We start from the raw sequence: 11080 nt of genomic DNA on the forward strand, positions 1-11080 counted from the left end.
CGGGGTTCGTCGGTATGCTCGGCGTGCTCGGTGTTCCCCACGCGACGGATGGAGGGTTCAGGTGCCCGAGGACAGCGCTACAGAGGTCACCGCCGCCGGCATCGCCCGGCTCGCGGGCGTCGGCAGGGCCGCCGTCAGCAACTGGCGCCGCCGCCACGCGGACTTCCCCAAGCCGGTGGGCGGCACCGACACCAGCCCCTCCTTCTCCCTCGGAGAGGTCGAGCGCTGGCTCCGCGACCAGGGCAAGCTCGCCGAGGTCCCGCTCCGCGAGCGCGTCTGGCAGCAGCTCGCGGGCCACCCCGCCGGCACGGTCGCCGGGCTCGTCCACACCGGCGGCGTCCTGCTGCTCCTGCGCGAGCGCGCCCCCGCCCTCGCCGCCCTGACCGCCCTGCCCGACGAGCGCCTCGCCGCCGCCCTGCCCGGCGCCCTCGAAGAGATCCTCACCCTCCGCCTCGGTCTCCCGCGCGCCGTGCGCACCCCCACCGCCGCCGAACTGGCCCCCGCCGTGCCCCTGCTGCGCGCCGCCGTCGACCTCGCCGCCGAACTGGGCGGCCCCCGCCAGTGCTTCGAGTTCCTCCTCGGCCGCCACCTGGACGCCAACCCCCGCCAGTACACGCTCACCCCGCCGCCGCTCGCCGAGCTGATGGCGACCCTCGCCGCCGCCGCGACCGCCGACGCCGGCGACCCGCCCGCCACCGTCTTCCTCGACCCCGCCTCCGGCACCGGCGGCCTCCTCCGCGCCGCCGCCCACCCGGCCGAACTCGCCCTCCAGGACGCCGACCCCGAACTGGCCGCGCTCTCCGCGCTCCGCCTCGCCCTGCACGGCGACGCCGACATCCGATCCGCCGCCGGCGACACCCTCCGCGCCGACGCCTTCCCCGCCCTGCGCGCCGACACCGTCCTCGCCCACCCGCCGTTCAACGAGCGCGCCTGGGGCCACGACGAACTCGCCTACGACCCCCGCTGGGAGTACGGCTTCCCGGCCCGCACCGAGTCCGAGCTCGCCTGGGTCCAGCACGCCCTGGCCCGGCTCCGCGACGGCGGCACCGCCGTCCTCCTCATGCCCCCCGCCGTCGCCTCCCGCCGCTCCGGCCGCCGCGTCCGCGCCGACCTGCTGCGCCGCGGCGCCCTGCGGGCCGTCGTCGCCCTCCCGGCCGGCGCCGCGCCCCCGTACGGCATCCCGCTCCACCTGTGGGTCCTGGTCCGCCCGGCCCCCGACCGCCGCCCCCCGGCCGAGGCCCTCTTCGTCGACACCGCCGGGCTCGTGCCCGACGCGGGCCGCGACAAGCTCCCCTGGACCGCGCTGCAGAACGCGGTCCTCGACGCCTGGGCGGGCCGCACCGCCGACGCGTCCGTCGCCCGCGCCGTCCCCGTCATCGAACTCCTCGACGACGAGGTCGACCTGGCCCCCGCCCGCTACCTCGCCGCCCCCGACGCCGGCGGCTCCGCCCCCGAACTCGCCGCCGTCCGCGACCGCCTGGACGAGACCCTCCGCCGCACCCTGAGCGCCGTGCCCCGGCCCGTGCCCACCCCTCCCGGGCCGCGCCCGCTCACCACCGTCGGCGAACTGGCCCGCACCGGCGCCCTCCGGCTCCACACCGGCGGCCAGGGCACCGCCCCCGCGGGCCGCGAGGTCCCCGTCCTCACCGAGCACGACGTCCTCACCGGCGCCGCCCCCTCCGGCACCCTCCCGGAGGCCGCCGAAGGACAGGCCGAGGAACCCGTCCTCGTCGCCGAGGGCGACGTCGTCGTGCCCGTCCTCGGTGGCGGCCCGTCCGCCCGCGTCGTCGACGCCGCCACCGCCGGCGCCGCCCTCGGCCGCGGCCTCCAGCTGCTCCGCCCCGACCCGGCCGCCCTCGACCCGTGGTTCCTCGCCGGCTTCCTGCGCGGCACCGCCAACAACCGGCAGGCCAGCAGCTTCGCCTCGACCGCCACCCGGCTCGACGTCCGCCGCCTCCAGCTGCCCCGGCTCCCGCTCGCCGACCAGCGCCGGCACGGCATCCAGTACCGCGCCCTCGCCGACTTCGAGGAGGCCCTGCGGCTCACCGCCCGCCTGGGCGAACAGCTCGTCCAGGGCCTCTACGACGGCCTCGCCGACGGGAGCGTCCGGTCCGGCTGACGGCCACCGGCCGGTCCCTTACCCTCGAAGCCTGATCAGCTTCCTGGGGGGAAACGCATGTACGGACCGTCGCCCGTTCCCGCGCCGAGACAGGGCGGTGGCCGTTCCTCCGCCGGGGCCATCGCGGTCCGCGTGCTCCTCACCGTCCTCGTCGTCGTCTCCCTCGGCTTCCTCGCCTGGGTCGCGATGCTCCGGATCGCGATCATGCGCCGTACGGGCCGGGACTGGGCCCTCTTCTGGGCCCAGCTCGTCCTCAACATCGCGTGCGTGGTCCCGCTCGAACAGCGCTTCGCCAACACGTGGATGAACACCGCGGGCCTGATCGTGCTGCTCGTCCAGATGGTCGCGGTGGTCTGCTACTACCTCATCGTCGACACCCGCCACCACCACGCGCCCGCGCCCGTACCGGGGTACGGCTACGGCTACCCGCCCGCGCACCCGGGCACGGCCGCCACGGTCCCGAGCTCGGCCCCGCTCCCGAACCCGTACGCCCGGCAGTCGCAGCACCCGCAGCCGCCGCAGCAGGTCGGCCCGTACGTGCAGACCCCGTCGGCCCCGGTCGCCCCGCCGACCCCCCGCATCGACCAGGTCCGCGCCGAACTCGACGAGCTGAGCGACCTCCTCCGCAAGGAGGAGGACAGGTGAACGGCCGGGTCGTCGGCGGCCGGTACGAGCTGGCCACCGTCCTCGGCCAGGGCGGCATGGGCCAGGTGTGGACCGCGTACGACACCCGCCTCGACCGCCGGGTCGCCGTCAAGCTCCTCAGCCCCGCCGCCCTCACCGGCCCCCGCACCGCCGCCGACGAGCTGCGCCGCCGCTTCGTCCGCGAGTGCCGGGTCACCGCCCACGTCGACCACCCCGGCCTGGTCACCGTCCACGACGCCGGCAGCGACGGCGACGACCTGTACCTCGTCATGCAGTACGTCGACGGCGCCGACCTCGCCGACCACCTCGCCGAACACGACCCGTACCCCTGGGAGTGGGCGGTCTGCGTCGCCGCCCAGGTCTGCGCGGTGCTCGCCGCCGTCCACGCCGTCCCGATCGTCCACCGCGACCTCAAGCCGCGGAACGTGATGATCCGCCCCGACGGCACCCTCACCGTCCTCGACCTCGGCGTCGCCTCCGTCCTCGACTCCGACACCACCCGCCTCACCCACACCGGCGAACCCATCGGCAGCCCCGCCTACATGGCGCCCGAGCAGGCCATGGGCGGCGCCGTCGGACCGCGCACCGACCTCTACGCGCTCGGCGTGCTGCTCCACGAACTCCTCTCCGGGAACGTGCCGTTCGCCGGCTCCACCGCCCTCGGCGTCCTCCACCGCCACCTCCACGAACCGCCCCTCCCGCTCCGCCAGGTCCGCCCCGAGGTCCCCGAGTCGCTCGAAGCCCTCGTCCTGCGCCTCCTCGCCAAGGACCCGGCCGACCGCCCGTCCGGCGCGCACGAGGTGTACGAGGCGCTGCTGCCGCTGCTCCCCGCGCGCGGCACCCCCTCGGGCCCCATGGACCCCACCCGCCCCTTCCTGCGCCCGCACGCGCCCTGGCCGGCCACCCCGAGGCCCCCGCAGGCCCAGCCCCCGACACCGCTTCCGCCCCAGCCCCCGACCCAGGCCCCGACCCGAGCCCCGTCCGCACGCCCCGCCGTCGCGGACCCCCGGGTCTCCCTCCCGGCCCAGACCCCGCCCCCGGTGCCGGCGCACGCGCCTCGGGGCGCGGACGTGGCGGGCGCCGTGGAGGAGGTGAAGCGGCTCCTCGGCGAGGGCGCGCTCACCCAGGCCGTCGACGTCCTCGGCGGGATCCTCCCGGCCGCCTCCGCCGAGCACGGCGAGGGCTCCCCGGTCGTCCGCATCCTGCGCAAGCAGTACGCCTCCACGCTCCTCGACGACGGCCAGTACCGCCGCGCCCTGCCCGAACTGCGCCGCCTCGCCGCCGACGACCCGGGCAACGCCCAGTTCGGCTACGACATCGCACTCTGCCTGGAGCAGCTCGGCGAGACCGCCGAGGCCCTCGCCGCCTTCCGCGCGGTCCTCCCCGCCTTCGAGCAGGGCGCGGCGCAGGACCCCGGCCGGGCCTTCGACATCCGGCGCCGCACCGGACTGCTGCTCCTCGCGACCGGGCGGCACACGGAGGGCCAGGCGGAGCTGAACCGGCTCCTCCTCGACGCGGAACGGCTCTACGGGGCGTACCACCCGCTCGCGGCGGAGCTGCGCCGCACCCTGGAGCACCAGCGCCAACTGGGCCGCCACGCCTGAACGTTCCGGCCGATATGTGGTGGGCACGGCCGTAAGGCGTCACGTACGGTCGGAACCGTGACACTTCCTTCCGACCGACCTTCCGACCAGCCTTCCGTCCAGCTGAACCACACCGTCGTCTTCTCCTCCGACCGCTCCGCCTCCGCGGACTTCCTCGCCGGGATCCTCGGCCTCCGGGTGGGCGCCCCCTTCGGCCCGTTCCTCCCCGTCGACCTCGCCAACGGCGTGACGCTCGACTTCTACCAGGCGCCCGAGGGCCCCATTCAGAGCCAGCACTACGCCTTCCTCGTCCGGGACGAGGACTTCGACGCGATGATCGGCCGCCTGGAGGCGGCCGGGGTCACCTACTACGCGGACCCGGCCCACCGGCAGCCCCACGAGGTGAACGGCCTCTTCGGCGGCCGGGGCGCGTATTTCGACGATCCGGACGGCCACAACATGGAGATCATGACGGTGCCGTACGCGCGCCCGTAGCGGCGCCGGGCCGTGCCCCCTCGGCTCCACGTCCGGGTGTGATGGACTGCCCGTCCGCCCAGCACTGTCCACAAGGGGGAAACATGACCGCCGAAGCGTCGGCCCAGCAAACGCCCGAGCCCGCGTCCGAGTCCGAGCCCGCGCCTGCGCCCGCGTCCGCCGTGTCGGCGCTCACCGAGCGTGAACGCCGACAGGCGAGCCGTGTCACGACGTGGTCGATCGCCTGGCTGATCCTGGCCCTGCTCCTGTGGGGCTGGTTCGCCTTCCTGATGCTCGCCGACTACGGCCCCATGTACGGGGACCGGGCCAAGTGCCGGGCCCCGCTGGTCGGCCCGGCCTCCGGCGACGTCCTGTGCCGCGACGCGCTGCGGGAATGGCCCGCGCTGCTCGGCATCCTCGCGCTGGCCGTCATCGCGAGCGTCGTCGGCGCCGCGACGAGGGTGTACGCCAAGGTCCTCGGCCGCCTGGCGAACGGCGACGAGCTCTTCTGACGAGCCGGCCGGACCGGACGGACGCCCCGTCAGAATCACGACTCCACAACGTGAGGGGAACAGGAGCCCCATCATCACGATTGTCTGTTTTGCGGGTTGTAATGTTCGCGTCTGATCACGTCCGCGCCAATCAAGGACCCTTCATGACGACGCCCACCCCCGCCACGCCCGAGTTCACTCCCGCGCCCGAGGCCCCCAAGAGCAAGAAGGCCCTGAAGAAGATCGGCGGCATCGTCGTGGCGATCGTCATCGCCGTGGCCGTGAAGCTCGCCCTGCCGCACCTCACCGGCGAGGCGCCCGTGCACGCCAAGGTCGGCGAGTGCGTGGTCGTGACCGGCGCGGAGAACGACCCGAAGGTCGACACGGCGGACTGCTCCTCCGGCAAGGCCGACCTGTACAAGGTCGAGAAGGTCTTCGAGGACACCTTCGACCTGGCGAAGTGCGGCGAGGAGCTCTCGGCGCTGGCCCAGCAGCTCAACTCGGACAAGTTCGTCCTGTGCCTGTCCGAGGTCAAGAAGTAGGCGCCGGCCTCGCAGCAGGCAAAGGGAACGGCCGGGAGCGAAAGCCCCCGGCCGTTCCCTTTTTGCGTCCGCCGGGGCGGAGGGCTCCACCGGGTCGTGAGAGTCCGCGGGTCGGCGGTGCGCGAGATCTCCCTAGGGGGGTATCAGGGGGGGAGGGGAAGGGGTTTAACCCCCCCCACCCCCCTACCCCCAAGCCCCCACGTCAGCCGCGCGCGAAGCGTCACTCTCCCGGGGGAATTTGCCCAACTCGGCTGGATTCCGGGCCGGTTGCCTGGCATATGCTCACGCCGACCCCAACTAAAAAAGTTCGGCCCCCGCCGGGACTGGCATCCCGATCGAGGGCCTGACCAACGAGGAAGCGAACCCTTCCCGATGGACTCCCAGCACCCTAGCGTGCCCTCCGCGCGCGGAGGCGTCATCCACGACAACGTCCCCCTGGCGGAGTCGGAATCCACCCGCATCAGCAACAGGCTCCTCCAGGACCCGCGCCTCTCCTTCCTCGCGCGCGGCCTCGGCGGCTTCATCCAGTCGCTGCCCGCCGGGACGAACATCAGCATCCGCACCCTGACGGCAGCCGCCGCGGAAGGCGAGGTCCGCGTGGCCGCCGCCCTCCGCGAACTGGAGGCCGCCGGCTACCTCGAACGGCGCCGGCTACGCCTCCCCGGCGGCTGCCTGGTGACCCGCACGGTCTCGCGCAACACGGCCCGCGCGTCCGACGACGAGGACCCCGACCCCGACTTGGACCCGGACCGGACCCCCGTCCCGGACCCCGAGCCCGCGCGGGAAGCGCCACCGCAGCTCCCCGCCGAACCTCCCGTGCCGGACGACCGCGCCACCCGGCTCCTCTGCTCGCTGAGCCGCGTGGACCCCAGGCTGACGCTCTCCGCCCGCGACGTCGTCCGTCTCACGCCCGGCGTGCGGAAGTGGTTCGCGCGGGGGCTGGACGACGAGGAGATCACCGGCGAACTCACGGCCCGCCTGCCGACCCCGCTGACCCACCCGGCCGGTCTGCTGGCCCACCGGCTGACGAACCTCGTCCCGCCCGCGCGCTTCCTGCCCCCGCCGCCCGACCCACAGCCCGCCGCTCCACGCTGGGGCATCAAGTTCCACCACGTACCCGCCTTCATGTCCTGCGACAACTGCGACCGCACGTTCCGCTCCTCGACCCCAGGCCTCTGCGAGCGCTGCGAAGCGAGCGGCGTAGCCCCCACCGCCGCCTAGGACTCGTACGGGCTTCCTCCAGCATGTGCATGGTGAACTTCCGTGAATCCGCCGGAGGAAGGGCCGGATCGCGAGCGCGATCGTAGTTGCGCCTGATCCGGCAGCGGCCTGCGCAGCACGGCCTCTGGCAGGACCGTGCGGAAGCCGAGGGCGTCGGGCCCTCTCAGTTCGTCGCCTTCGTGAACGCCGGTCTCCATCAGCGCGCGTGCGTAGGCCCTGGTCGCCTTGAAGTGCGGCTGGTCGACCGCCGCCGGCTCCCACAGCGCCGGCAACAGCCCCGATGTGCCGTCATACGTGTCCAGCGCTTGGAACAGCGACAGGGGCGGAGCGCGTACGCGTCCCCGATCTGAGCACCGCCGCGCAAGGCGCGGGTGACGTTCGACTGGAGCGCTGAGACGGACCTGAACGTCCTGCTGAGGCGGCACCTGGGGGAGGAGCATCCGGAGTCCGGGGCCGGAGGGGTCGGGTGACGGGGAACCGGGCTCTGGGCACTGTTGTCCTCCGCGCGTAGGGTTCGGGGCGTCCATGACACACGCGGAGGGCTGGGGCGCGATGACCAAGAAGCTGGTGTGGGAGCGGGGTTCGGGCCGGGTCCGGCGGGGCGCGGTCGCGCTCACGGGGGGCCTGCTGCTCGCCGCGGCGACCACCGCGTGCGCGGGCGCGGAAAGCGCGAAGGCCGGGGAGGCCGTCTCCGTGGAGGTGCAGCCGGCGAGCGTCGGGAAGACGACCGGCGCGGCGCCCGCCGTGATGATGACCCGTGCGGCCGACGCCCCCCTCGTCGGGCTCTACGCCCACCTTGCCGGGACCCTCGTGGTCACCGAGGGCGACTGCGTCGGGGTGAAGGCAGCGCAGAGCGGGGAGCTGGTGCCGATCGGGTGGGGGCACGGCTGGTCGGCCCGTGAGGAGAACGGCAGGACGGCCGTGTACGACGCCGACGGCAGGCTGCTCGGCAGGGAGGGCGACCGGGTGGGCCTTGGCGGCGGGTTCGCGGGCGGGTTCGACGGCCATCCGTGCGCCACCGGCCAGGTCTTCTCCGCGAACGACTCCCAAGCCACCCGTGGGTGAGGGGCCCGCGGCCTACGAAGTCCGGTACGGCTGGACCGGCCCGGCCGTGCGAGCGGCGCTGCTGTCCCTGTTCCTCCTGGGACTCGCCTTCGTCCCTGGACTTCCGGTCTGGGCCGCCACCGCGCTCGGCGCCATGGCGGCGGTGTCCTTCCTGGTGATCGCCGTTCCGGCCTGCTCGCGGAGGGTGGCGCTCCGCGTCGGCCCGGAAGGCGTGACGCTGGGCGGCACGCCCTTCGGAGACCGGACCGAGCACCTGGCCTGGTCGGAGGTCGCGTCCGTCGAGGTGCGGACGGAGCGCTCGCACCGCCTGCTGAGGACGTCGTACGTCGGCGTGCGCCACCGGACGGGATCCGCGCCCCCGCCCCCGCCCCCCTCGGACGCGCCCGGGCTCCGGGAGCTCGACGCCTACCTGGCCACGCAGGTGCCCACCGAGTTCACGGAGGCGTTCCGCGGCACGGTCCTGTCCACCCGGGCGACGACCCTGTGGCCCGTGGACCCCACCCGGCTGAGCACGACGGTCCGCGCCTTCGCCCCGGGGACCCGCTTCTTCGGCCCCGGGGGAGAGGCCTCCTAGGCCGTGTCTTTCGGATCATGCCGCGCAGTCCATCCGGCAGTAACGGCTTGATCCTCGCCCACTGGGCATCGCTCTACGACGTATCGGACCAACGCATGGGCGATCGGACAGAAGTGGTGCTGTGACCGGTCCTCCTCCTGCGAGACATCAGCGGTGGGCGATCACCAGAAGTTCGCCGTCTCCGTCACCGACCGGTTCCCGGTTCCAGCCACCGTAGACGTGCCCGACCTGGAAACCTGCGGTACGCAGTGCCGCACGGACTTCCCTCTCGGTCCGGAAGCGCAGGGTCGCGGTGCTCTGCAGTTGCTGGTGGTCGGGGAGGGCGTAGTGGTGGGTGAAGGAAACCGCGCCGTCGGTGACAGCGGTGACCTCGGTCCAGGCCGTGACCACAGTTCCGTCCGCCAGCTCGACCTGCCGGTGGGAGTCGACCGGGTTCCACGCCTCCCAGCGTCGGGCCGCGGGGTCTCGGGTGTCGAAGACCAGGCGCCCGCCCGGCACGAGCGCACGCCTCAGATCGGCGAGAGCACGGCCGAACTCCTCATCCGTGACGAAGAACTGTGCGACATGGCTCGTCATGACCGCGACGTCGAACGCTGCTTCGGGCAGGTCCGCCGACGTTCCCTCCACCCAGGTCACCCGCTCGGAGCCGGGTTTGGCGCGGGCCGCCCGGAGCGAGGCGCGGGCCGGGTCGACGCCGGTGACCACGTGGCCGGCCGCGGCCAGGCCAAGGGTCAGCCGCCCCGTACCGCAGCCGAGATCGAGCACCCTCCCTCTCGGGGTCTCACCAACCACACCGAGGAAGAAGTCGTCCTCACGTGTCCACGGGCACTCGGCATCGTAGACAGCCACCAGCAAAGGGTCACGGAACTCGGCGTGCAGCATCGGCGGAGGGTAACCAGCACCAGGAGTGAACGGCCACCGCTTTAAACGTCCATCGCTCTGTGGCGCGGTGATCCGAAAGACACGGCCCAGTGCTGGGACCGGGATGGTTCACCGTGATCGGAAGGCGGCTCGTGGGACGAGCGCGCGCGAAGCGGCTGGTATTACTGGGGCATGCAGGAAGAGACCGCACGCTCGGCGATCGACACGTTCATCTCCGCGTTCAACGCCTCGGACGACAGCTATGTGACTGTCCTGCTCTCCCAGGCCCTGACCACAGACGTGGTCTTCTGGGGACCGTTGGGTCGCAGCGAGGGAATCGCGGCGGTCGAGCAGTTCGTGCTGGACATCCGGCGCCACCCGGCCGGGACCGGCACGATGGTGCGCTGCTCAGCGGTGGACATGCCTGACGAATGGGCCCGGTACCAGTGGGTCTTCACCACGCCTGACGGAGGCCCCCGCCTGGCGGGAACGGACGTCGTCCATCTGCGACGGAGCCTCATCGACCAGGTCATCGTCTTCGCGGGGGAGATCGAGTCGTTCGCCTCCTGAGCTTGCCCCGTCGGCGTTCGGGAGCTGCGGTTCGCGGTTGGTCAGGCTGCGGTGTTGAGGGGACGTCCGCCCCAGCGGAGGCCCTTTTCACTGCGGGCGCGGGCGCGTTCCTCGCGGACGCCGACAGCCGGTTTGGCACGTCCGTGCGCTTTCCGCAGGTAGGCGCCGAGTTCGCGGATCGACCAGCGGGCGAAGGGCTGGCCGAGCTTGCTGGGGCGAGTGATGGCCGTCCGGATGGCGAAGTCCTCGTCGTCACGACTGAGTGGGCGGGGACGGCCCCCCGCCCACTGAGGGTTCAGGCAGACCAGCCCGATCTCGTTGAAGCGGCGGATCACCTCGCGCGCCGGCAGCGCACCGAACTCGTGCTACCCGGCTCCGCCCCTGTTGGTCGGTCAGTTTGCGTACACGGACAGGCTCAGCCACCGCACATCCATCCGTCGCGACCACCGACCCGGCGAACCTTCCCGGTCAGAGCACTAGGCGAGGAGGAGCGCCGTGCCCACCGTCAGGAAGACGAGTCCGATGAGGGCGAGCACCCCGCCCCATACGCGGAGGAGTACGAGCCCTTTCGACCTGCGGCGGAAGGCGTCCATCGCGGGGTGCTCCACGCCCAGCCGGCCGAAGACCCGCAGGAGGGTCGGTTCGGAGAACATGGGGTTGAGGTAGGTGTCCACGATCCGCCCGGTGAGGCCGCGCCGGTCGGTCAGGAGGGCGAGCCCGGCCAGGGTGGCCCCGCCCCCCAGCAGCATCGCGATGAGGATCATGTCCCCCCCCCGGGAACCCGACAGAGTCGGATGTTGGATGTCGGATGTTGAATGCTGGATATCGAATATTGGATACGGACGAGGGTCGGGTGCGCCTCGGCCCCGTCCGTCATCCTGCCACCCTCCGATTCCGCCACCCCGGTCCGCCGTCGGCCGGTTACTGCATTCGAC

General features: G+C 73.2%; 12 protein-coding genes and 1 pseudogene. 10 read left to right on the top strand and 3 right to left on the bottom strand.

Annotation, left to right across the window (positions count from 1 at the left end):
- The first annotated feature begins 61 nt into the window (after nucleotides 1–61).
- From HHL19_RS30330 to HHL19_RS30370, 9 genes are all read left to right on the top strand, one after another.
- A complete protein-coding gene (locus HHL19_RS30330) occupies nucleotides 62–2119 on the top strand; it encodes an N-6 DNA methylase (RefSeq protein WP_169093574.1) in 2058 nt (685 codons plus the stop codon).
- A gap of 132 nt (nucleotides 2120–2251) precedes the next feature.
- Nucleotides 2252–2764: a hypothetical protein gene (locus tag HHL19_RS30335; protein ID WP_346768463.1), complete on the top strand. Its 513-nt coding sequence runs from the start codon at nucleotides 2252–2254 to the stop codon at nucleotides 2762–2764.
- Nucleotides 2761–4368, top strand: coding sequence for a serine/threonine-protein kinase (locus tag HHL19_RS30340; protein ID WP_169093576.1), 1608 nt, complete (start codon nucleotides 2761–2763; stop codon nucleotides 4366–4368). The genes HHL19_RS30335 and HHL19_RS30340 overlap by 4 nt, the downstream gene beginning before the upstream one ends.
- 57 nt (nucleotides 4369–4425) lie before the next feature.
- Nucleotides 4426–4842: a VOC family protein gene (locus tag HHL19_RS30345; protein WP_169093577.1), complete on the top strand. Its 417-nt coding sequence runs from the start codon at nucleotides 4426–4428 to the stop codon at nucleotides 4840–4842.
- 83 nt (nucleotides 4843–4925) lie between these two features.
- Nucleotides 4926–5333, top strand: a complete 408-nt coding sequence (locus HHL19_RS30350) for a hypothetical protein (protein WP_169093578.1) — start codon at nucleotides 4926–4928, stop codon at nucleotides 5331–5333.
- Nucleotides 5334–5476: 143 nt separating this feature from the next.
- Nucleotides 5477–5854: a hypothetical protein gene (locus tag HHL19_RS30355; RefSeq protein WP_169093579.1), complete on the top strand. Its 378-nt coding sequence runs from the start codon at nucleotides 5477–5479 to the stop codon at nucleotides 5852–5854.
- Nucleotides 5855–6247: 393 nt separating this feature from the next.
- The gene (locus HHL19_RS30360) at nucleotides 6248–7075 is read left to right on the top strand and encodes a hypothetical protein (RefSeq protein WP_346768464.1); all 828 of its coding nucleotides are present in this window, start codon (nucleotides 6248–6250) and stop codon (nucleotides 7073–7075) included.
- A gap of 525 nt (nucleotides 7076–7600) precedes the next feature.
- The gene (locus HHL19_RS30365) at nucleotides 7601–8140 is read left to right on the top strand and encodes a hypothetical protein (RefSeq protein WP_169093580.1); all 540 of its coding nucleotides are present in this window, start codon (nucleotides 7601–7603) and stop codon (nucleotides 8138–8140) included.
- Nucleotides 8133–8714, top strand: a complete 582-nt coding sequence (locus HHL19_RS30370; RefSeq protein ID WP_169093581.1) for a hypothetical protein — start codon at nucleotides 8133–8135, stop codon at nucleotides 8712–8714. Before HHL19_RS30365 ends, HHL19_RS30370 begins: the two co-directional genes overlap by 8 nt.
- Nucleotides 8715–8861: 147 nt before the next feature.
- On the opposite strand, the gene HHL19_RS30375 is transcribed toward HHL19_RS30370, so the two are convergent.
- Nucleotides 8862–9596: a class I SAM-dependent methyltransferase gene (locus tag HHL19_RS30375; RefSeq protein WP_169093582.1), complete on the bottom strand. Its 735-nt coding sequence runs from the start codon at nucleotides 9594–9596 to the stop codon at nucleotides 8862–8864.
- A 171-nt stretch (nucleotides 9597–9767) separates the two neighbouring features.
- Between HHL19_RS30375 and HHL19_RS30380 the strand changes: the two genes are divergently transcribed.
- On the top strand, nucleotides 9768–10145 hold the full coding sequence (locus HHL19_RS30380) for a nuclear transport factor 2 family protein (protein ID WP_169093583.1): 378 nt from the start codon (nucleotides 9768–9770) through the stop codon (nucleotides 10143–10145).
- 137 nt (nucleotides 10146–10282) lie between these two features.
- Here the strand turns inward: HHL19_RS30380 and HHL19_RS30385 are convergent.
- Both HHL19_RS30385 and HHL19_RS30390 read right to left on the bottom strand, forming a co-directional pair.
- A pseudogene (locus tag HHL19_RS30385) lies at nucleotides 10283–10568 on the bottom strand (helix-turn-helix domain-containing protein); the annotation flags it as partial.
- Between the two features lie 53 nt (nucleotides 10569–10621).
- Nucleotides 10622–10909, bottom strand: coding sequence for a hypothetical protein (locus HHL19_RS30390; protein ID WP_169093584.1), 288 nt, complete (start codon nucleotides 10907–10909; stop codon nucleotides 10622–10624).
- Nucleotides 10910–11080: the final 171 nt, after the last annotated feature.

The sequence above is a fragment of the Streptomyces sp. R302 genome (assembly GCF_012927245.1).
In the GTDB taxonomy this organism is placed as follows: Bacteria; Actinomycetota; Actinomycetes; order Streptomycetales; family Streptomycetaceae; genus Streptomyces.

Coding starts and splice junctions, on each gene's coding strand:
- HHL19_RS30350 (WP_169093578.1), top strand. CDS start 4,926: ATGACCGCCGAAGCGTCGGCCCAGCAAACGCCCGAGCCCGCGTCCGAG.
- HHL19_RS30355 (WP_169093579.1), top strand. CDS start 5,477: ATGACGACGCCCACCCCCGCCACGCCCGAGTTCACTCCCGCGCCCGAG.
- HHL19_RS30365 (WP_169093580.1), top strand. CDS start 7,601: ATGACACACGCGGAGGGCTGGGGCGCGATGACCAAGAAGCTGGTGTGG.
- HHL19_RS30375 (WP_169093582.1), bottom strand. CDS start 9,596: ATGCTGCACGCCGAGTTCCGTGACCCTTTGCTGGTGGCTGTCTACGAT.
- HHL19_RS30380 (WP_169093583.1), top strand. CDS start 9,768: ATGCAGGAAGAGACCGCACGCTCGGCGATCGACACGTTCATCTCCGCG.
- HHL19_RS30390 (WP_169093584.1), bottom strand. CDS start 10,909: ATGATCCTCATCGCGATGCTGCTGGGGGGCGGGGCCACCCTGGCCGGG.